Origin of the sequence: Methylobacterium endophyticum (assembly GCF_050591105.1) — a bacterium.
Lineage (GTDB): Bacteria > Pseudomonadota > Alphaproteobacteria > Rhizobiales > Beijerinckiaceae > Methylobacterium.
In genome coordinates this window covers 260889-280059 of the sequence record NZ_JBNHES010000002.1, presented here as the reverse complement: position 1 = coordinate 280059, position 19171 = coordinate 260889, and the positions used below count along the sequence as shown (strand labels likewise).

General features: G+C 69.8%; 19 protein-coding genes and 1 tRNA gene. 9 read left to right on the top strand and 11 right to left on the bottom strand.

From position 1 onward, the window contains the following. Positions 1 to 6: 6 nt before the first annotated feature. The 7 genes from ACP56T_RS03840 to map all read right to left on the bottom strand — a co-directional run bounded on the left by ACP56T_RS03840 (position 7) and on the right by map (position 6803). Positions 7 to 873 carry a shikimate dehydrogenase gene (locus ACP56T_RS03840; protein WP_430910779.1) on the bottom strand — a complete coding sequence of 289 codons (867 nt, stop codon included), beginning with the start codon at positions 871 to 873 and terminating at the stop codon, positions 7 to 9. A 20-nt stretch (positions 874 to 893) separates the two neighbouring features. Beyond that, positions 894 to 1640, bottom strand: coding sequence for a proteasome-type protease (locus tag ACP56T_RS03835; RefSeq protein ID WP_430910778.1), 747 nt, complete (start codon positions 1638 to 1640; stop codon positions 894 to 896). Positions 1641 to 1741: 101 nt separating this feature from the next. After that, a complete protein-coding gene (locus ACP56T_RS03830; RefSeq protein WP_430910777.1) occupies positions 1742 to 2569 on the bottom strand; it encodes a transglutaminase family protein in 828 nt (275 codons plus the stop codon). 39 nt (positions 2570 to 2608) lie between these two features. After that, the gene (locus ACP56T_RS03825) at positions 2609 to 3553 is read right to left on the bottom strand and encodes an alpha-E domain-containing protein (RefSeq protein ID WP_430910776.1); all 945 of its coding nucleotides are present in this window, start codon (positions 3551 to 3553) and stop codon (positions 2609 to 2611) included. Positions 3554 to 3629: 76 nt separating this feature from the next. After that, the gene (locus ACP56T_RS03820; RefSeq protein ID WP_430910775.1) at positions 3630 to 5069 is read right to left on the bottom strand and encodes a circularly permuted type 2 ATP-grasp protein; all 1440 of its coding nucleotides are present in this window, start codon (positions 5067 to 5069) and stop codon (positions 3630 to 3632) included. A 132-nt stretch (positions 5070 to 5201) separates the two neighbouring features. After that, on the bottom strand, positions 5202 to 5918 hold the full coding sequence (gene radC / locus ACP56T_RS03815; RefSeq protein WP_430910774.1) for a RadC family protein: 717 nt from the start codon (positions 5916 to 5918) through the stop codon (positions 5202 to 5204). 42 nt (positions 5919 to 5960) lie between these two features. Beyond that, entirely contained in the window at positions 5961 to 6803 is an 843-nt protein-coding gene (gene map / locus ACP56T_RS03810; RefSeq protein ID WP_430910773.1) for a type I methionyl aminopeptidase, read from the bottom strand. Between the two features lie 233 nt (positions 6804 to 7036). Between map and ACP56T_RS03805 the strand changes: the two genes are divergently transcribed. From ACP56T_RS03805 to eda, 7 genes are all read left to right on the top strand, one after another. Further along, the gene (locus ACP56T_RS03805; RefSeq protein ID WP_430910772.1) at positions 7037 to 7291 is read left to right on the top strand and encodes a zinc-finger domain-containing protein; all 255 of its coding nucleotides are present in this window, start codon (positions 7037 to 7039) and stop codon (positions 7289 to 7291) included. Between the two features lie 31 nt (positions 7292 to 7322). Beyond that, positions 7323 to 8510, top strand: a complete 1188-nt coding sequence (locus tag ACP56T_RS03800; protein WP_430910771.1) for an FAD-dependent oxidoreductase — start codon at positions 7323 to 7325, stop codon at positions 8508 to 8510. Positions 8511 to 8544: 34 nt separating this feature from the next. Next, positions 8545 to 8631 (top strand) — tRNA-Leu (locus ACP56T_RS03795). Between the two features lie 15 nt (positions 8632 to 8646). Continuing rightward, the gene (locus tag ACP56T_RS03790) at positions 8647 to 9375 is read left to right on the top strand and encodes a sulfite exporter TauE/SafE family protein (RefSeq protein WP_430910770.1); all 729 of its coding nucleotides are present in this window, start codon (positions 8647 to 8649) and stop codon (positions 9373 to 9375) included. 101 nt (positions 9376 to 9476) lie between these two features. Beyond that, entirely contained in the window at positions 9477 to 10598 is a 1122-nt protein-coding gene (locus ACP56T_RS03785; protein WP_430910769.1) for a type II asparaginase, read from the top strand. A gap of 156 nt (positions 10599 to 10754) precedes the next feature. Then, the gene (gene edd, locus ACP56T_RS03780; RefSeq protein ID WP_430910768.1) at positions 10755 to 12578 is read left to right on the top strand and encodes a phosphogluconate dehydratase; all 1824 of its coding nucleotides are present in this window, start codon (positions 10755 to 10757) and stop codon (positions 12576 to 12578) included. A gap of 37 nt (positions 12579 to 12615) precedes the next feature. Next, positions 12616 to 13233, top strand: a complete 618-nt coding sequence (gene eda, locus ACP56T_RS03775) for a bifunctional 4-hydroxy-2-oxoglutarate aldolase/2-dehydro-3-deoxy-phosphogluconate aldolase (protein WP_430910767.1) — start codon at positions 12616 to 12618, stop codon at positions 13231 to 13233. Between the two features lie 68 nt (positions 13234 to 13301). On the opposite strand, the gene ACP56T_RS03770 is transcribed toward eda, so the two are convergent. The 3 genes from ACP56T_RS03770 to ACP56T_RS03760 all read right to left on the bottom strand — a co-directional run bounded on the left by ACP56T_RS03770 (position 13302) and on the right by ACP56T_RS03760 (position 16412). Next, complete coding sequence (locus tag ACP56T_RS03770) at positions 13302 to 13598, bottom strand: hypothetical protein (RefSeq protein WP_430910766.1); 297 nt, start codon at positions 13596 to 13598, stop codon at positions 13302 to 13304. 219 nt (positions 13599 to 13817) lie between these two features. Beyond that, positions 13818 to 15932 carry an ABC transporter ATP-binding protein/permease gene (locus tag ACP56T_RS03765; RefSeq protein WP_430910765.1) on the bottom strand — a complete coding sequence of 705 codons (2115 nt, stop codon included), beginning with the start codon at positions 15930 to 15932 and terminating at the stop codon, positions 13818 to 13820. Positions 15933 to 16112: 180 nt separating this feature from the next. Further along, complete coding sequence (locus ACP56T_RS03760; RefSeq protein ID WP_430910764.1) at positions 16113 to 16412, bottom strand: hypothetical protein; 300 nt, start codon at positions 16410 to 16412, stop codon at positions 16113 to 16115. Between the two features lie 266 nt (positions 16413 to 16678). Here ACP56T_RS03760 and ACP56T_RS03755 point away from each other — a divergent pair, with 266 nt between their 5' ends. Together ACP56T_RS03755 and ACP56T_RS03750 are read left to right on the top strand one after the other, a co-directional pair. Continuing rightward, on the top strand, positions 16679 to 17311 hold the full coding sequence (locus ACP56T_RS03755; protein ID WP_430910763.1) for a 2OG-Fe(II) oxygenase family protein: 633 nt from the start codon (positions 16679 to 16681) through the stop codon (positions 17309 to 17311). 22 nt (positions 17312 to 17333) lie between these two features. Then, the gene (locus ACP56T_RS03750; protein ID WP_430910762.1) at positions 17334 to 18080 is read left to right on the top strand and encodes a peptidase inhibitor family I36 protein; all 747 of its coding nucleotides are present in this window, start codon (positions 17334 to 17336) and stop codon (positions 18078 to 18080) included. A 223-nt stretch (positions 18081 to 18303) separates the two neighbouring features. On the opposite strand, the gene ACP56T_RS03745 is transcribed toward ACP56T_RS03750, so the two are convergent. Continuing rightward, on the bottom strand, positions 18304 to 19080 hold the full coding sequence (locus ACP56T_RS03745) for a Stf0 family sulfotransferase (RefSeq protein ID WP_430910761.1): 777 nt from the start codon (positions 19078 to 19080) through the stop codon (positions 18304 to 18306). Positions 19081 to 19171: the final 91 nt, after the last annotated feature.

The following is a 19171-nucleotide window of genomic DNA, read 5'->3' as shown; positions in this document are numbered from 1 at the left end:
CGGCGCTCAGGATCGTAAGGTTGCAAGCACCGCCCGGCGCAGGGCGTCGGTCACGGCGGGCCGCACGCCGAACCACGCCTCGAAGCCCGGAACGGCCTGATGCAGCAGCATGCCGAGCCCGTCCGCGGTGCGCAGGCCGAGCGCCCTGGCGCGCGCGAGCAGGGCCGTCTCCAAGGGGGCGTAGACGACGTCGGCCACCACCGCCTCGCCGGGCAGCGGCGCGATGTCGAGATCGAGGGGCGCCTGCCCGGTCATCCCCAGAGGCGTAGTGTTGACGAGATAGGTCGTTTCCGGGAGCAGGGCGCCGATCCCGTCCCAGCCGATCGGCCGGATGCGCGCGGGATCGATGGCGGCAAGCTCCCGGCCGCGCTCCAGGTTGCGGTTGGCGACGAGGACGGTGCCGATGCCGGCATCGAGCAGCGCCACCGCCACCGCCCGCGCCGTGCCCCCGGCCCCCAGCACCACCGCCTGCCCGGAGAGGGGGGCGTCGGGCGCGAGCCCCTTGCTCTCGCGCAGGTTCGCGATGAAGCCGGCCGCATCGGTGTTGTCGCCACGGACGCGGCCGTCCTCGGAGACGACGAGGGTGTTCACGGCGCCGATGCGCCGGGCGGTCTCGCTCAGGTCGTCGGCGAGCCGGAAGGCGGCCTCCTTGTGCGGGATCGTGACGTTGCCGCCGGCATGGCGACCCTCCCGTAGGCCCGCGAAGAAAGCGGGGAAATCGGCGGGCGCCACGTCGATCCGCTCGTAGCTGCCCTCGATCCCGTGCTCCGCGAGCCAGTGCCCGTGGATGACGGGGGAGCGCGAATGGGCGATCGGATGCCCGACGACGAAGGCCCGCTTCACCGCAGGGGTCTCTACCTCTTCGTGCCGCATTTTCTTCGCTCAAAAATGCTCTAGCGCGCCGGGCCGTAGGGCGGGCGCGGAATCGCCTTGTGGGCCGCGCGCAAGGCCGCCGACCAGCGCTCGCGCAGGTCGTGAAAGTAAGGGTCGCCCGCCTCGATGCGGTGGTCGACCTCGAGGGTCAGCGCGTTGCGGCGCGCCACGGCGATGTCGATGGGCAGCCCCACCCCGAGATTCGAGCGCATGGTCGAATCCATCGAGACGAGCCCGACCTTCAGGGCCTCGTAGAGGTCGGTCTCGAACTTCACCGCGCGGTCGAGGATCGGCTTGCCGTATTTGTGCTCGCCGATCTGGAGATAGGGTGCGTCCTTGCTGCACTCGATGAAGTTGCCGGCCGAATAGATCAGGAACAGCCGCATGGGCTCGTCGCCGATCTGGCCACCGAACAGGAAGCTGACCTCGAAGCGCAGGTTGGCCGCCTCGAAACCGGGCCGCTCTATGGAGCGGACCTGGCGGATGGCGCGGCCCACGGTCTGCGCCGCCTGGAACATGGTCGTCGCCTCGACGAGCTTCTGCGGAGGGCCCCCCTCCGGCCCCTCGACGCCCTCGGCGAGCAGGCTGAGCACCGACTGCGTCACAGAGAGGTTGCCGGCGGAGGCGAGCATCATCACGCGCTCGCCCGGCACCGAGAAGTTGTGGAGCTTGCGATAGGTGGAGATGTCGTCGAGCCCGGCATTGGTGCGGGTGTCGGCGATCATCAGGAGCCCGTCCTCGACGAGGACTCCGACGCAGTAGGTCATGACGTCTGCTTTCCTGGCGGCGGGCTCGGCGGGAGGCGAGGTTCCCTAGCGCGAACCAGCATCCGCCGCGCTCGAAACCGCTCCCGCGATCCGCTGGCGGATCACTGTTGCGTGGCGGTCTGTGCTTGCTCCACCCGCAGCGTCACGTCCAGCGTTTCGGTGCCTCCGCCGGTGCGGCTTCCCCGGATCGGCGCGGCGCCGAGATAGTCGAGCCCCGCCGCGACGCGGATATAGGCTTCCGTGGTGGCACATTCGTGGACCGGGTCGAACCCGACCCAGCCAAGATCGGGCACCAGCGCCTCGGCCCAGCCGTGGCCGGCCTCGTGCTCGGCCTCTCCGTCCTCCCGGCGGTGGTAGCCGGACACGTAGCGCGCCGGGATGCCGATATGGCGCGCGGCGGCGATGAAGACATGGGCGATGTCCTGGCAGACGCCCTGCTTGGCCTCGAAGGCCCTCGCGGCATCGGTCGCGGTGCTCGCCGGGCCGCCGACGAAGGCCATGTGCCCGTGCACCGCCGAGAGCAGGCGGTGGAGACAGGGCAGGGGGGCGCGGTCGCCCGCCTCCGCCACGCCGAGGGCGAATTCCTGGATGCCGGTGCTCGGCAGCGTCAGGTCGCTCTCGCGCAGGTAGAACAGGTCCGGCAGGCGCTCGACGGCGCCGCGCACGATGCCGTGGGTCTCGTTGGTGTCGACCTCGCCGGTCACGCGGATGACCAGCGCGTCCGAGGCCACGTCCGGCGTGAACCAGTGGACCACGTTGCCGAACCCGTCCTCGCGCTCGGTCAGCCGCCCGTCCACGGAGGGCTCGATCCGCCAGCGGCGGACATACTGCCCGTCATGGTCGCGCGGCGTCAGCCGCAGCACCTGGATCAGGCCGCGGGCCGGCTGCTCGTAGGAATAGATCGTCTCGTGAACGACGCGGATGCGCATGGGCGGCCCCGATTCGCGGCGGGTGTCAGACCGGATGTGTCAGACCAGATACTGCGTCGCGATCGCTTCGCCGACTCGATTGTTCTCCGCGATGAAGGCTTCCACGAACTCGTGCAGCCCCGACAGGAAGATGCGGTCGATGTCCTCGCTCTCCAGCCGCGCGAGCAGGTTGCTGGCTAGCCGCTGGCTCGGGCCCCGGCGCCCGTAGGCGTCTGCGATCAGGTCGAGATGCTCCACGAGCACGCCGTAGCAGTTCGCGAAGGAGCGCGGCATCTGCCGGTTGAGGATGAGGAGGTCCGCCACCAGCAGCGGCTTCACGCTCTCCCGGTAGACCCAGTGATAGGCGTTGAAGGCCGAGACCTCGCGCAGGATCGTCGTCCACTGGAAGTAGTCGAGGCTGCCGCCGACCTTCTCGGTGTCCGGCAGCAGGATCTGGTACTTCACGTCGAGGATGCGCGCGGTGTTGTCGGCCCGCTCGATCGCCGTGCCGAGGCGCGTGAACCAGTAGGTGTCGTTCCGCAGCATCGTCCGGTAGGCCGAGCCGTCGAAGGTGAGGGAGATGCCCTTCACCCAGTCGAGGAAGCGGGAGAACTCCTCGCGGTTGAGGTCGCGGCCCTCGTAGTTGCGCAGCTCCAGCCAGGCGCCGTTGATCGTGTCCCACATCTCGGTGGTGAGCGCCGTGCGCACGCTGCGGGCGTTCTCGCGGGCGGTCTCGATGCAGGAGCGGATCGAGGAGACGTTGTGCGGGCTGAAGGCGAGGAAGTTGCAGACCGTATCGGCGTTGACCGCGTCGTAATGCTGCTTGAACACCGTCTCGTCGCCGGCCGAGGCCAGCGCCGAATCCCACTCGTTGGTCTCGCCGCCGCCGTAGCTCGTCGGCAGCGAGGCGAGACGATGGGCGGCATCGAGGATGCGCGCGACGAACTCGGCCCGCTCGACGTAGCGTGAGAGCCAGTAGAGGTTGTCTGCGGTCCGGGAGAGCATGGGCTTCCGTGGTCTGGTCTGGCCGGCTCGAGCGCCGGGAGAAATGGATCGCGGTGTTCGGGAGGCGTCGGCGCCGTCAGGCGTCGAGCACCCAGGTGTCCTTGGTGCCGCCGCCCTGGCTGGAATTGACCACGAGGGAGCCCTCCTTCAGCGCCACGCGGGTCAGGCCGCCCGGCACGATGCGGATCTGGTCGGCCCCGCAGAGGACGAAGGGCCGCAGGTCGACATGGCGGGGGGCGACCCCCGAGGCGACGAAGGTCGGGCAGGTCGAGAGCGAGAGGGTCGGCTGCGCGATGAAGCCGTCCGGCGCGTGGCGGATGCGGCGCCCGAACTCCTCGATCTCGCGCTTGGTGGCGTGCGGGCCGACGAGCATACCGTAGCCGCCCGAGCCGTTGACCTCCTTCACCACGAGCTCCCCGAGATTGTCCATCACGTAGGAGAAGGCTTCCTTCTCGCGGCAGCGATAGGTCGGCACGTTCTTGAGGATCGGCTCCTCGCCGGTGAAGAACTTCACGATCTCCGGCATGTAGCTGTAGACTGCCTTGTCGTCCGACACGCCGGTGCCGACGGCGTTGGCGAGGGTGACGTTGCCGCGCTCGTAGGCGTTCATGATCCCCGGCACGCCGAGCACCGAATCCGGCTTGAACACCAGTGGATCGAGGAAGTCGTCGTCGAGCCGGCGGTAGACCACGTCGACCCGGCGCGGGCCTTCGGTGGTGCGCATGTAGAGCACGTCGTCCTTGGTGAAGAGGTCGGACGCCTCCACGAGGTCGACGCCGAGCTTGTCCGCCAGGAACGAGTGCTCGTAGAAGGCCGAGTTGTAGCGCCCCGGTGTCAGCAGCGCGACGGTGGGGTCGCGGGTCGCGGTGCTCGGGGCGAGGCTGCGGAGCGTGGCGAGCAGCGCGTCCGGGTAGTTCTCGACCGGCGCGACCCGGTGGCGCGAAAAGAGGTCCGGGAAGAGGCGCAGCATCACCTCGCGGTTCTCGAGCATGTAGGACACCCCCGACGGGATGCGGGCGTTGTCCTCCAGCACGAAGAAGTCGTTCTCGCCGGTGCGCACGATGTCGATGCCGGCGATGTGGACGTAGAGGTTGTGCGGCACCCTGAAGGCGCGCATCTCCATCCGGTAGTGGGCGTTCTTGTAGACGAGATCGGCCGGGATGATGCCGGCCTTGATGCATTCCTGCGCGCCGTAGACGTCGCTGAGGAAGGCGTTGATGGCGGTGACGCGCTGCTTCAGCCCGCGCTCCAGGAAATCCCATTCGGGCTTCGTCAGCACCCGAGGGATGATGTCGAAGGGGATCAGCCGCTCGGTGGAATCGGTCTCGCCATAGACCGCGAAGGTGATGCCGATGCGGCGGAACAGGAGCTCGGCCTGACTGCGGCGGGTGTTGAACTGGTCGGCGGGCGTGGCATCGAGCCACGACTTCAGGGCGGCATAGGCGTCGCGGACCGCGGCGGGATTGGAGGTATCGACCTCGAACCCGGTCATCTCGTCGAACGCCACACCGGCCATCTCGTGCTCCCTTACTGCACAGGCTAAAGGCAAGAGGCGCGCCATGCAAAGGTTGCTGGCCGGCGCCGGAACCGCCTGCTTATTTTCGCGCCACTCGGATACGGACGGCGAGGTTCGGCGCTCGTTCAGCGGTCAAAACAGCTTCAGCGCCTTCATGCTCGCATGCCCGTCCCTGCCGAGGATCACATGGTCGTGCACGGTGATCTTCAAGGGCGCCAGGATCGAGACGACCTCCCGTGTCATGGCGATGTCGGCCCGCGACGGGGCCGGATCGCCGGACGGGTGGTTGTGCGCGAGGATGATCGCGGTGGCCGAGAGCTCGAGCGCGCGGCGCGCGATCTCGCGGGGATAGACCGGCGTATGGTCGACGGTGCCCTGGCCCTGCACCTCGTCCGCGATGAGGTGGTTGCGCTTGTCGAGGAAGAGCACCCGGAACTGCTCGCGCGTCCCGAAGGCCATGGTGACGCGGCAATAGTCGAGCACCGCGTTCCACGAGGCCAGCAGGGGCCGGCCGACGATCTCCCCGCGCGCCAGCCGGCGTCCGGCCGCCTCGATCAGCTTCAGGTCCGCGATCACCGCCGGGCCGATGCCGTCGACCTCGGCGAGCCGCGCCGGCTCGGCGGCGATCGCCTCCGCGAAGCTGCCGAAGCGGGCGATCAGCGCCTTGGCCAGGGGCTTCACGTCCCGGCGCGGGATCGAGCGGAACAGCGTGAGTTCGAGCAGCTCGTAATCGGGCATCGCCTCGGCGCCGCCCTTGGCGAAGCGCTCGCGCAGGCGCTCCCGGTGGCCGACATGATGGGGCGCCTCGACCTCGGCCGATGCGAGTATCGGAACGCCCGGCGCCTCCATCAAAGCATCCGCCGAGGGGCGCCTGGCCACGCGGAGCGCCGCTCAGGAGGCGACGTTCGCGGGCTGGTGCAGGCCCTTGGGCGACACCGTGAAGATCTCCACGCCCGTCTCCGTCACGCCCACCGTGTGCTCGAACTGCGCCGAGAGGGAGCGGTCCCGCGTCACGGCGGTCCAGCCGTCCGCGAGGACCTTCACCGCCGGGCGGCCGAGATTGATCATCGGCTCGACGGTGAAGAGCTGTCCGGGCATCAGCGGCACGTCGTAGCTCGCCTCGACATAGTGCAGGATGGTCGGCGCGTCGTGATAGGTGAGCCCGAGGCCGTGGCCGCAGAAATCGCGCACCACCGAGCAGCGCTCGGCCTCCGCGTAGGTCTGGATGGCGCGGCCGATATCGTTGGTGGAGCCGCCCGGCCGCACCGCCGCGACGCCCCGCATCAGCGCCTCGTAGGTGATCTCGCACAGGCGCGCGGCCTTGCGCGGCACCTCGCCGACGAAGGCCATGCGGCTCGAATCCCCGTGCCAGCCGTCGAGGATCAGGCAGAGGTCGAGATTGACGATGTCGCCCTCGCGCAGGGGCTTGTCGTTGGGGATGCCGTGGCAGACGACGTGGTTGACCGAAGTGCAGATCGATTTCGGATAGCCGCGATAGAACAGCGAGGCCGGGTAGGCGCCGTGGTCCATGGCGAACTCGTAGGCGAGCCTGTCGAGATGCTCGGTGGTCACGCCCGGCGCCGTCGCTTCCATGAGCAGGTCGAGCGCTTCCGCCGTGAGGCGGCCGGCGCGGCGCATCCCCTCGAACGCCTCGGGGCCGTGGATCGGCGGCATCGGTGCGCGGCGTCCGCCTGCGGAACCGTCCTTGGCCGTGGCCTGGTCTTGCTGGGTCATTCGGGGAGCGTGGTGACGAGGGATCGTGCGGGCGAGGGCGCCGACGCGCTGCCCGACGCTCCTTGTAGGGCCGGCGCGCGCGGGCGCCAACCCGCAACACCGCGCGGCGCCCACCTGCAAGCGGCCCCTAGGCTTGCGCCGCGCGACGGGCTAGACGATTCCGCCTCGGAAGGCGCCGGCCCGAGACCCGCATCGCGGGCTCCGGCGGTCGATCACACGGGACCAGGCGAGCGATGGCTGACAAGGCGGTACCGCATTTCCACAACGACCTCGGCGTGGCGGTCATCCATGTGGGCTCGAAGGAGTTCATGTGCATCGGCGCGCTGCCGCCCTTCGACCACCCGCACGTCTTCCTCGACATGGGCGCCGACGAGGAGATCATCTGCCAGTACTGCTCGACGCTCTACCGCTACCGTCCGACGCTGAAGGCCGGCCACGCCGACCCGGAGGCCTGCGTCTGGCACGACACCGCGCTGGCGGCCGAGTAGGCGCGCCGGCTCGGAAGGCGCATCCGCCGCCGTGGCAAGCCTCGACATCGCCATCGTGGGGGCCGGGATCGGCGGCCTGACCGCCGCGCTCGCGCTGAGCGACGCCGGCCATTCCGTGACCCTGATCGAGCGCCGGACCGGCTTCAGCGAGGTCGGCGCCGGGCTCCAGCTCTCGCCGAACGCCAGCCGGGTGCTGGCCTCCCTCGGCCTCGCCGGGGCGCTGCGCCGGGCGGCGTCGGAGCCGCCGGGCGTCGAGGTGCGCCGTCTCGCGGACGGCCGGACGATCGGGGCGGTGGCGCTCGGGAGCAAAGCGCGCGAACGCTTCGGCGCGCCCTATTACGTCATCCACCGCGCCGATCTCCAGACGCTGCTGCTCGACGCCGTGCGCGGCCGCCCCGGCATCCGCCTCATGGTGGGGCGGGAGGTCACGGGCCTGTCCGAGACGGCCGAGTCGGTCACGCTGACGGTGGAGAGCGGCGGCGGCCTGCGCACCGAGACGCTGCGGGCCGATCTCGCCATCGGCGCGGACGGCCTGCGCTCGCGCCTGCGCGGCCATCTCGACGAGCGGCCCATCGCAACGGCCCGCATGGCGGCATGGCGCGCGACCGTGCCGCGCGAGACGGCGCCTCCGGAGCTCCAGGGAGACGCCACCGGCCTCTGGCTCGGCCGGGGCCGGCATGTGGTGCATTATCCGATCCGGGGCGGCGCGTCGCTCAACGTGGTCGCGGTCGTGCCCGAGCGTCAGGGCGACGAGGATTGGGGACGGCTCGGCGAGCCGGCGGTGCTGCGCGCGCAGTTCCGCGACGCCGCCCCGCCGCTCGCCGAGCTGCTGATGCTGCCCGATTCCTGGCTGGTCTGGTCGCTGGCCGAGCGGCCGGTGGCGCGCGTGCTGGCGCGCGGGCGGGTGGCGCTGCTCGGCGACGCCGGGCATCCGGTTCTGCCCTTCCTGGCGCAAGGCGCGGCGCTCGCCATCGAGGATGCGGCCGTGCTCGCCGCCTGTCTCGCCGAAACGGACGTGTCGGCGGCGCTCGCGGCCTACGACAAGGCGCGGCGGCCCCGCGCCACGACGGTGCGCAAGGCGGCCCTCGCCAATGGCCGGACCTACCATGCCGGCGGCCTCGTCGCCTTTTGCCGCGACGCCGCCATGCGCCGCCTCGGCCCCGACGGCATGCGCGAGCGCTACGCCTGGCTCTACGGCTGGACCCCACCCGGCGCTTGATCTGAACCCTTCGGCCGGCTACCGCACCCCGCGAGCGGACGTGGCGGAACCGGTAGACGCACGAGACTTAAAATCTTGCGGCCGCAAGGCCGTGCGGGTTCGAGTCCCGCCGTCCGCACCATCTTCCTGAGCCGGCATGGGTCTCGTCTTCATCCTCGTCGTCGGCTTGGTGGCCGGGGTCGTCAGCGGCATCGTCGGGACGGGCTCGTCGATCATGCTCGTGCCGGTGCTGGCGGCGGTCTACGGCCCCAAGGAGGCCGTGCCGATCATGGCCGTGGCGGCCTTGATCGCGAACGTCTCGCGGGTGCTGGCCTGGTGGCGCGAGGTCGATGGGCGCGCCTTCGCCGCCTATGCGGGAACAGGTGCGCCTGCGGCGGTGCTCGGGGCTCGCACGCTGCTGGTGCTGCCCCCGCGCGCCGTCGACATCGCCATCGGGCTGTTCCTGCTGGCGATGATTCCCGCCCGGCACGCCTTCGCGGCCCGCTTCGTCCGGCTGTCGCTCGCGCAGGTGGCGCTCGCGGGCGCGCTCATCGGCTTCCTCACGGGAATCGTCGTCTCGACGGGGCCGATCTCGGTGCCGGTCTTCGTCGGCTACGGGCTGGCGAAGGGCGCCTTCATCGGCACCGAGGCCGCCGGGTCGCTCGCGGTCTACGCCGCCAAGACCCTGACCTTCCGGGGTTTCGGGGCGCTGCCCGCCGACCTCCTCGCGAAGGGGCTCGTCGTGGGGGGCTCGCTGATGGCCGGCGCCTTCATCGCCAAACCCTTCGTGATGCGCCTCTCCCCGGATCTCTTCCGCCGGGTGATGGACGGCCTGATGCTGGTCTCCGGGCTCGGCATGCTCTGGAGCGCCTGGATCCGGCCGTAGGGGCCGAACCCGGCCCCGAGGTTTTCGGGCGCGCGGCCTTCATCTTGCGTGCGCGCCGTTCCATGATGCCGCACCGCTCACGGATGGATCGCGCACAGCTCATGCTCCACGCCATTGCCGCCCACACGCGCCGCACGCTTCTGCCCCTCCTCGCCGGAATCGCGCTCGTCGCGGCGCCCGTATCCCTCCACGCCCTCGAGGCCCCCCAGCCCGCTGCCCCCGCCGCCGTCGCGGGCAAGGCCAACATCGTCATCCTCGCCACGGGGGGCACCATCGCGGGGGCCGGCGCCGATTCCAGCAACAGCGCCACCTACAAGGCGGCCAAGGTGCCGGTGGACCAGCTGATCGCGGCCGTTCCGGCGATGGCGAACGTCGCCAACGTGCGCGGCGAGCAGGTCTTCCAGATCGCCTCCGAAAGCCTCACCAATGCCGATCTCGTGACGCTGGCCAAGCGGGTCTCGGCGCTGCTCAAGCAGTCCGATGTCGACGGGGTGGTCATCACCCACGGCACGGACACGCTGGAGGAGACCTCCTTCTTCCTCAACCTCGTGGTGCGCAGCGACAAGCCGATCGTGGTGGTCGGCTCGATGCGCCCGTCCACGGCGATCTCGGCGGACGGTCCGCTGAACCTCTACGACGCGGTCGTCACCGCCGCGAGCCCGCGCTCCAAGGGGATGGGCGTGCTCGTGACCATGAACGACGAGATCCAGTCCGGCCGCGACGCCGCCAAGCGCATCAACATCCGTCCCAACGCCTTCGGGAGCCAGTGGGGCGCGCTCGGCATGGTGGTCGAGGGCAAGACCTATTACTTCCGCGCGCCGGTGAAGCGGCGTGGGGTGAGCTCCGAGTTCGACATCGACGCCATCGACACGCTGCCGGAGGTCGCCATCGTTTACGGCTCCGGCAACATGAGCCCGGAACCCTACACCCGCGCGGCCGATGCCGGAGCGAAGGCGATCATCCATGCCGGCACCGGCAACGGCTCGGTGGCCGGCTATCTCGTCGACACCCTTCGCGCGGTGCGCGGCCGGGGCGTGCAGATCATCCGTTCCTCGCGGGTCGCCGACGGCTTCGTCCTGCGCAACGCCGAGCAGCCCGACGACAAGTACGACTGGGTCGTCGCCCACGATCTCAACCCGCAGAAGGCCAAGATCCTCGCGGCGGTGGCGCTGACCAAGACCAACGACCCGAAGGAGCTGCAACGCATCTTCTGGGAATACTGAGAGCGGTCGGAGATGGCGGCGAGGCATGCGCTTCGCCGCCGCCTCCGGCAGGCTGGAAGCTGGATTTGAAAACGTTTACACGACACGTCCCGCGCCGCCGATGCGCGGCCGGGTGATCGGGCGCGGCGGTTCCGTTCCGACGAAAGGATGCGAGGCATGACCGAGATTCATCCCGAGGTCGCGGCCGTCACCGAGCGCGTCGTCGCCCGCTCGAAGGATTCGCGGCGCGCCTATCTCGACCTGATCGAGCGCGAGCGCGAGAGCGGCGTGCACCGGCCGACGCTGGCCTGCGGCAACCTCGCCCACGGCTTCGCCGCATCGGGAGAGGACAAGGCCGCGATCCGCGCCGGGCGGACGATGAATATCGGCATCGTCACCGCCTATAACGACATGCTGTCGGCCCATCAGCCCTATGCGCGCTACCCCGACCAGATCAGGGTCTTCGCCCGCGAGCGCGGAGCGACGGCTCAGGTCGCGGGGGGCACCCCGGCCATGTGCGACGGGGTCACGCAAGGCCAGCTCGGCATGGAATTGTCGCTGTTCTCGCGCGACACCATCGCGCTCTCCACCGCCGTGGCGCTGAGCCACGGCATGTATGACGGCGCGGCGCTGCTCGGCATCTGCGACAAGATCGTGCCGGGGCTGCTGATGGGCGCGCTGCGCTTCGGCCACCTGCCGACGATCCTGATTCCGGCGGGCCCCATGCCCTCCGGCCTCGCCAACAAGGAGAAGCAGCGCATCCGCCAGCTCTATGCCGAGGGCAAGGTGGGCCGCGAGGAGCTGCTCGATTCGGAGGCCGCGTCCTATCACGGGGCGGGCACCTGCACCTTCTACGGCACCGCCAATTCCAACCAGATGATGATGGACGTGATGGGCCTGCACATGCCCGGCGCCTCCTTCATCAACCCCGGCACGAAGCTGCGCCAGGCGGTGACGCGGGCCGCGATCCACCGCCTCACCGAGATCGGCGCCGACGGCAACGACTACCGGCCCCTCGGGCGCTGCATCGATGAGAAGGCCATCGTCAACGCCGTGGTCGGGCTGCTGGCGACGGGCGGTTCGACCAACCACGCCATCCACCTGCCGGCCATCGCGCGGGCGGCGGGCATCGTGCTCGACTGGGAGGATTTCGACCGGCTCTCGGCCGTCGTGCCGCTGATCGCGCGGGTCTATCCGAACGGTCCGGGGGACGTGAACAACTTCCACGCGGCCGGCGGCATCAGCTTCGTCATCGCCAGCCTGATCGATGCCGGGCTCCTGCATGACGACATCCTGACGGTCTCCGGCGCCCGCCTGCGCGACCATGCCCGCGACCCGAGGCTCGAGGGCGAGGAACTGGTCTTCGAGGACGCCCCCGCCGAGAGCCGCGACGAGCAGATGCTGCGGAAGCCGGCGGCCGCGTTCCAGCCGGACGGCGGCATGCGGCTGGTGAAGGGCAATCTCGGTCGCGCCACCTTCAAGACCAGCGCCGTGGACGAGAGCCGCCGCACCGTCGAGGCGCCGGCCCGCGTCTTTTCGGATCAGGACGACGTCATCAAGGCCTTCAAGGCGGGGGAACTGGAGAAGGACGTCATCGTCGTGGTGCGCTTCCAGGGGCCGCGCGCCAACGGCATGCCGGAGCTTCACAAGCTGACCCCGCCGCTCGGCGTCCTCCAGGATCGCGGCCACAAGGTCGCTCTCGTCACGGACGGGCGGATGTCGGGGGCCTCCGGCAAGGTGCCGGCGGCGATCCACCTGAGCCCGGAAGCCCTCGGCGGCGGCATCATCGGCAAGATCCGCGACGGCGATGTTGTCCGGCTCAGCGCCGAGGAGGGGCTGCTCGAAGTCCTCGTGGACGAGGCTGAACTCGCCGCCCGCGAGGAGGCGGTGCAGCCGACGCCGGCCTTCGGCACCGGCCGCGAGCTGTTCGCCTTCATGCGCCAGGGCTGCGATACCGCCGAGCAGGGCGCCTCGGCGCTGCTCGCCGCCGCCGGCCTCTGATCCACCGCCGCGATCGAGAATACGCAGGAGAGCCCGCATGCTGAATATCGACGCCCTGATGCGCTCGGTCACGGTGATCCCGGTCCTCGTGATCGAGGACGCGGCCCATGCCCAGCCCATCGCCGAGGCATTGGTCGCCGGTGGCCTGACGGCCCTCGAAGTCACCCTGCGCACCCCGGCCGCCCTCGATGTGATCCGCGAGATGGCGAAAGTCGAGGGCGCCGTCGTCGGCGCGGGGACGGTGCTCAACCCGCGTGACCTCGACGCCGCCATGGAGGCGGGCGCCACCTTCATCGTGAGCCCCGGCCTGACGGCGCCGCTGACGGAAGCCGCGCTCGATCGCGGCATCGCCTATCTGCCCGGCATCGCCAACTCGGCCGACATCATGCGCGGGCTCGATTTCGGGCTCGACCATTTCAAGTTCTTCCCCGCCGAGGCCGCCGGCGGCATCAAGGCGCTGAAGGCGCTCTCCGGTCCCTTCGGTCAGGTCAGCTTCTGCCCCACGGGCGGGATCACCGAGGCCACCGCCGGGGACTGGCTGGCGCTCAAGCCGGTGCTGTGCGTTGGCGGAAGCTGGGTCGTGCCGTCCGGATCGCCCGATACCGCCGCGATCCGGCGCGCGGCGGAAGCCGCCTCCCGCCTGCGGCCGGTCTGACCTCTCGACACGCGAACGCCCGCCCGGACGGACCGGACGGGCGCTGAATGATCGGGTGCAGTGGGCGATCAGCAGCCGTCGCCCTTGGCTTCCTGCGAGGCCGTCTGCTTGCCCTCGTCCTGCTTCCTGACGTCGGACGGCGAGGTCGCGGCGGCGGAGCCGGCATTGTTCATGGCGCCGACCGTGCCGGGCGACTCGCCCTTGGCGCCGGGGCTCACCTTGGTGGTGGAGCCGGGATCGACGGACGAACTCTTGTTGGTGTTCTTCTCGTTGCCGACCGTGGTGCCGGTGGTGCAGGGCGCGGCCATCGCGGCCGAGCTCATGGCCAGCAGGGCGGCGCCCGCAAGAGCGGTGACGATCTTCATGCGTTCCTCCGTTGGTTGTTGTCGGGAGGAAACGGCATGGTTTGATGGATGTTCCCGAAAACGTGAGCAGTCGAATTGTCGATTGTGTATGTGTTCATACACCATCAAGGCGAAGCTTCGGGTGTTTGCGGCGGCGATGATCTGACAATACCGCGTCGGATGGGATTCATGTCGGGACCGTGCCGGGCGATCCGTCGCGAGACTTCGCCCGCCGATCCGTCACTGAGCCGGCTGAAGCACCGGGATCTCGCGTGGCTCGAAGCGCCCGTCCCCGGCGGCTTTCATGTCGATGCGGCGGTCGTGCAGCGCGTTGAGCGTCAAGCGGTGGCCGATGGAGACGATGGTGGTGCCGGGAAGCCGCTCGCGCAGCATCCGGTAGATCGCCGCCTCGCTCGGCTCGTCGAGGGCCGCGGTGGATTCGTCGAGGAAGAGCCAGTCCGGCTTGGCGAGGAGCGCGCGCGCGATGGCGAGGCGCTGCTGCTCGCCGCCCGAGAGCACGCGGTCCCAGGTCTCGACCTCGTCGAGCTTGGTCGCCAGATGGCCGAGCTGGGCCGCCTCCAGCGCCTCGCGGATGACGGTATCGGGGAACTGGTCCGTGGTGTTCGGGTAGACCACGGCCCCGCGCAGGGTGCCGAGCGGGATGTAGGGCCGCTGCGGCAGCACCAGCGCGGAATGTCCGGCCGGCACGTCGACGCGGCCCTTGCCGAAGGGCCAGATGCCGGCGATGGCGCGGAACAGCGTGGACTTGCCCGATCCCGAGGGGCCGGTGAGCAGGGTCGCGGCGCCCTTGGTCAGCGCGATCCGGTCGGCGGCGACGATCTCGCGGCCGTCGGGCAGGGCGAGCCGCAGGTCGCTGGCCGTGACGTCAGTCTTGGCTTCGTTGCCCTGAACGAGCCCGTAGCCGGCGGCTGACAAAGCTTCCGCCTTGGTCATGGCGCGCTTGAAAGAGGTCAGGCGGTTGGTGTTCGCCTTGTAGGACGCCAGGGTGATGTAGGCGTTGATGAAGAACGACAGCGAGTTCTGGACGTTGCTGAACGCGTCCGAGGTCTGCTGTAGGGTGCCGAGGGTGATCTTCTTGAGGAAGAACGACGGCGCGGCGATCACCAGCGGAAACAGGGCGCTCGTCTGCCGGTAGCTGAAGGTGAAGGCGATCAGCTTGATCTTGCGGAAGATGATGCCGACGTAGTTCGAGATGATCTCGCGATAGAGCGACCACAGCCGTACCGATTCGGCGCGCTCGCCGCGCAGCAGCGCGATCTGCTCGCTGTAGATGCGGTTACGGGCGAGCGAAAAGCGGAAGTCGGCTTCCACCTGCTCCTGGCGGAAATCGAGCCCGATCAGCGGCTTGCCGATGATGTGGGTGAGCCAGGTGCCGACCACCGCATAGGCGATCACCAGCCAGACCAGGAAGCCCGGCACCACCGTGTCGGTGAAGGGCAGCACGAAGTCGCGCGAGAGCGTCCACAGGATGACGATGAAGGAGACGAGCTGCGCCGCCTGCGACAGCAGCTTGATCGAGATCGCCGCCGTCTGCTGGATGAACAGGTTGACGTCGCTCTGGATGCGCTGGTCCGGGTTGTCGGCCTGCTCGCCGGTGAAGGGGATGCGGTAATGCGTGCCCCGGTCGAGCCAACGCTCGAAGAAGCTGCGCGTCAGCCAGGTCCGCCAGCGGATATGGAGGGAGGAATCGACGAAGATGTCGAACATCCCGATGGCGACGTTGAGCACCGCGAGCGGGATGAAGATCCACACCACCTGATACCAGAAGGCATCGGCGTTATATTCCTGAAGCGAGTTGTAGATGTCGCGGTAAAGAAAGTTGAAGCGCAGCGTCAGGGCCACGTCGGCGAAGTTCACGAAGATCGAGAGCGCCACCAGCCGCTGCCCGATCCGGCCTTCCGTGCTGCCGAACCAGCGGAACAGGCCGATCTCCTTGGTCGGCGCGTCGCTGTTGGCGAAATACGGATCGGCGATATGCGTGATCTCGCGGATCGGCTTCAGGTAGGAGATCGCCAGCACGATTGCCGCGAAGACCACGGCGCCGGTGGCCGCGAAGGCCGGGGGCAGGAGCGCCGCCAGCGTCGGCGGCAGAACCCCGGCCGCCGCCAGCGTCTTCGCGCCCGCGAGCAGCAGGTAGCCGATCCCGTAGACCGAGACGAAGACCTTCAGGTAGGCGGAGAGATTGCCGGAGGCCAGCAGGATGCCGGCCATGGCGAGACCCGCCAGCGACACGTAGAGGGGCGGAGAGGGAATCCCCGGCACGATCATCAGAAGCAGGGCGACGGCGCCCGTGATGAGGGCTTGCAGGCCGAGGCCGCCTTTGATCGCTGCCACACGCGTCTCCCGAAAAAGCCCATGCCGCCCGCCGCCGGATCGCGGCCCCGCTCCGGGACAGGAGCACGGACCGTCCGGCAGTGATGGCGCGGCGTGGCGAGATAGTGGCGCGGATGGCCGCTTGTCACGTGAATGATCGGACATGCGCCCGGCGGGGAGGCGCCGGCCGGGCGGCGGGCGCTACTGCCAGTCCCATTCCTCGAAGCCCGGCTCCCGGCAGCGGTAGCCGATCGGGCATTGCGGGTTGTCGCGGGTGGGGACGAAGCGGAGCTCGGCCACCTCCGAGAACTCGCAGACGTTGCGGTCGCGCACGAAGCGCTCGGGCTGGCCCCGGCCGGTGCTGAGCACGGCCGATCCGTCGCGCTTCACGGTCTCGATGGCGTCGGCGCAACTCATGCGTGTGGTGGGAATGCGTGTCTGCCCGCTTGCCGGCATCGCCGTGGCGAGGCCGAGCAGGAGAACGAGGGCGGGCCTTGCCATGGGAAGCGGTGGATGCCTGTGCCGCGGCGAACGGCCAAGCATGGCAGTTTCCTCCGGCGGCGGGAAGGGGCGGGGGCCCTCGGGCGGGAATGGCCGGGGGATGTTGCCGGGGAGACGCTATGCGAGGCCGCCGCCGTGCCCGCGCCGCAATCGGGCCGTTTAGGGGATTCCCCGAACGCAAAGAACCGTTAAGACTTCGTTTCGATGAAAACGGGAGCAGGCGGTCCGCGCGCGTTCGGGCCATGTCATCGTCAGGGATCACTCAGATGTCCGGCCTCTCGATCCTGAATCTCGAGGCGGTGCGCGCCGCGCCTCTCGCACGCCAGCCCTACGCCTATGCCCTCGGCAACGATGTCCTCAACCCCGAGGCGATCGACGAGATCCGCCGCGATTTTCCCGACATCGCCAAGCCCGGTTACCTCACCGTGGACGAGGTGGCGCTGAAGGGCCGCTTCAAGGCCCTGATCGAGGAACTGGAGAGCGACGCGTTTTCCAAGATCATCGGCGACAAGTTCGGGGTCGACCTCGTGTCCTGCCCGCGCCTCACCACGATCATGAAGCGAAGCCAGCCGAAATACGGCTCGATCCACACGGACGGCCCCTCGAAGGTGCTGACGCTCCTCGTCTACATGAACGACGCCTGGGACGCGCCGGCCGCCGGCCGCCTGCGGGTGCTCTACGACGGCAAGAACTACGAGCCCTTCGCCGTCGAGGTGCCCCCCACCATGGGCACGATGTTCGCCTTCCTGCGCGCCGACAATTCCTGGCACGGCCACGAGCCGTTCGAGGGCGAGCGCCGGGTGGTGCAGGTGGCCTGGCTCAAGGATGCCTCCGAGCTGGAGCGCAAGAAGAAGCGCAACCGGACGGCACAGTTCCTGAAAGGCATCTTCGGCCGCTGAGCGGCCGCCGGGGAGGGCGGACATGGCCATGGGCTTGAGCAGCGCGACGATGGATGCGGGAGCCGATCCGGTCTCCGGCGCGCCGTCCTGCGCCTTCCTGCCCGTGACCGTATCCCCCCCGACGCCGCCCGCCGTCCCCGCCCGCAGGCGCTCGCGGCGCGGCATGGCGTTGCTGGTCGTGCTCTCGGCCGGGTGGGGGGCGCTGTTCAGCTACAGCATCGCCTATCTCTCGGACGATCCTCCGGCGCGCTCCGCTCCGGGTCTCGACGGCGGCGTCGCCCTGCGCAACGACCCGGCCGCCTTCCAGATCGCGGCCGATCTCGCCGCCCGTCCGGAGGCCGTGCCGGCCGTGTCGAGGGCGCGGCCCGAGCCCGAGCCCGCCATCCGCCTCGCCGGTCTGAGATCGGGGCCGCAGCTCTCGAAGGCCGAGGCCGATGCCGCCGCCGCGTCGCCCGCGCCGGGGATCGGCGACCGGGCGGAGTTCGTCGGGACATGGGGGCCGACAGGCGCCGCCTGCGGGGCCCGCTCGCGCCGGCGAGGCTACATCCCGGCGACGATCACTGCAGAGGGGGCGCGGGCCGGACGCACCATTTGCAGCTTCCACGACGGCCGCCGCGCCGGAAACGGCTGGCAGATGGCGGCCGATTGCAGCGACCGGGGCCGGCGCTGGTCCTCGCAGGTGCGGCTCGTGGTCGACGGAGACCGGCTCACCTGGACGAGCGGCAAGGGCTCGTCCTCCTATGTCCGCTGCGGGCGCCGGGCCGGCTGATATCGTTTCCGCTTGATCGGTTCGGCAACGCGCGTCTCCCTCCCCCCTTTGCGGGGGAGGGTGGGCCTCGCGTCAGCGAGGGTCGGGAGAGGGGAGCGCGCTATCCGGCACTGTCGCTCCCCTCTCCCGACCCGCTTCGCGGGCCACCCTCTCCCGCAGGGGGGAGAGGGGCGCCGGGCGACACCGAACCGATCGCCCCGAAGCCGTATGAAAATGCCCGCCGCTACAGCGTCCGCGCCAGCATCTCGGCGGGGTCGAGGCTGTTCGGGTCGCCGAGCTCGCGGATGAAACGCTCCCGCCAGGCTTGGCTCGCCTCGTCGCGCTGGACGCGCAGCGCGATTCCGTCCGGATCGATCACCGGGGCGGGATCGACCCCCATCGCGCGGGCGATCCGCTCCACCGCCGGCTGCGGCGCGGCGGCGATGTCCTCGTAGAGCACCTCGATGGGCTCGATCCCGGTACGGGCGAAGAACATCTCCCAGCGCGCGTTGCGCTGGCAGACCTGCGCCACATAGGTGCGGATCGCCTCGCCGTCATAGGCGATCTCTCCCCGTACCGCGTCGGTGGAGCGGAACTGCTGCGACTGGATCGAGCGGACCCAGGAGATCGCCTGTCCCAGCACGTCCCGGCGGCGCAGCCGGACGAAGGTGAGGTTCGGCAGCATCTCGGTCAGGCGCAGATGCGGCGCGACGGTATCGAACAGGCCGGGGAAGAGCTTGAGCGCGTACACGCCGTTGGCGGTGGCGCCCATGGTCAGGATGCGGCCTATCTGATCGCGCGGGTCGTCCGGGTAGGTGGGATCGTCGCGCAGGCGCCGGACCGCGCCGTTGAAATACTCGCGCGGCTGCCCGAGCACCCCCGTGCTGCCCAGAATCTCGCAGAAATAGTTGCTGCCGGAGCGCGGCGCCCCGCACACGGCATAGCCGCGCGTGGCGGCGACGGGAGGCGGCGACGCGGCGGGCTGGCCGCTGCTGCGGAAGAGGCGCGAGAGAAGGCTCATGGAGGTGCCGTTCTAGCGGAACGGTCCGCCTCGCGAACAGCCGCCGGATACGAAAAAGGGGCCGCCTTTCGGCGACCCCCGTTCGTCTCGC

Excerpts from the sequence above, each read along its gene's own strand:
- ACP56T_RS03840 (WP_430910779.1), bottom strand. The coding sequence starts at position 873 with ATGCGGCACGAAGAGGTAGAGACCCCTGCGGTGAAGCGGGCCTTCGTC.
- ACP56T_RS03835 (WP_430910778.1), bottom strand. The coding sequence starts at position 1,640 with ATGACCTACTGCGTCGGAGTCCTCGTCGAGGACGGGCTCCTGATGATC.
- ACP56T_RS03830 (WP_430910777.1), bottom strand. The coding sequence starts at position 2,569 with ATGCGCATCCGCGTCGTTCACGAGACGATCTATTCCTACGAGCAGCCG.
- ACP56T_RS03825 (WP_430910776.1), bottom strand. The coding sequence starts at position 3,553 with ATGCTCTCCCGGACCGCAGACAACCTCTACTGGCTCTCACGCTACGTC.
- ACP56T_RS03820 (WP_430910775.1), bottom strand. The coding sequence starts at position 5,069 with ATGGCCGGTGTGGCGTTCGACGAGATGACCGGGTTCGAGGTCGATACC.
- radC (WP_430910774.1), bottom strand. The coding sequence starts at position 5,918 with ATGGAGGCGCCGGGCGTTCCGATACTCGCATCGGCCGAGGTCGAGGCG.
- map (WP_430910773.1), bottom strand. The coding sequence starts at position 6,803 with ATGACCCAGCAAGACCAGGCCACGGCCAAGGACGGTTCCGCAGGCGGA.
- ACP56T_RS03805 (WP_430910772.1), top strand. The coding sequence starts at position 7,037 with ATGGCTGACAAGGCGGTACCGCATTTCCACAACGACCTCGGCGTGGCG.
- ACP56T_RS03790 (WP_430910770.1), top strand. The coding sequence starts at position 8,647 with ATGGGTCTCGTCTTCATCCTCGTCGTCGGCTTGGTGGCCGGGGTCGTC.
- ACP56T_RS03785 (WP_430910769.1), top strand. The coding sequence starts at position 9,477 with ATGCTCCACGCCATTGCCGCCCACACGCGCCGCACGCTTCTGCCCCTC.
- edd (WP_430910768.1), top strand. The coding sequence starts at position 10,755 with ATGACCGAGATTCATCCCGAGGTCGCGGCCGTCACCGAGCGCGTCGTC.
- eda (WP_430910767.1), top strand. The coding sequence starts at position 12,616 with ATGCTGAATATCGACGCCCTGATGCGCTCGGTCACGGTGATCCCGGTC.
- ACP56T_RS03770 (WP_430910766.1), bottom strand. The coding sequence starts at position 13,598 with ATGAAGATCGTCACCGCTCTTGCGGGCGCCGCCCTGCTGGCCATGAGC.
- ACP56T_RS03760 (WP_430910764.1), bottom strand. The coding sequence starts at position 16,412 with ATGGCAAGGCCCGCCCTCGTTCTCCTGCTCGGCCTCGCCACGGCGATG.
- ACP56T_RS03755 (WP_430910763.1), top strand. The coding sequence starts at position 16,679 with ATGTCCGGCCTCTCGATCCTGAATCTCGAGGCGGTGCGCGCCGCGCCT.
- ACP56T_RS03750 (WP_430910762.1), top strand. The coding sequence starts at position 17,334 with ATGGCCATGGGCTTGAGCAGCGCGACGATGGATGCGGGAGCCGATCCG.
- ACP56T_RS03745 (WP_430910761.1), bottom strand. The coding sequence starts at position 19,080 with ATGAGCCTTCTCTCGCGCCTCTTCCGCAGCAGCGGCCAGCCCGCCGCG.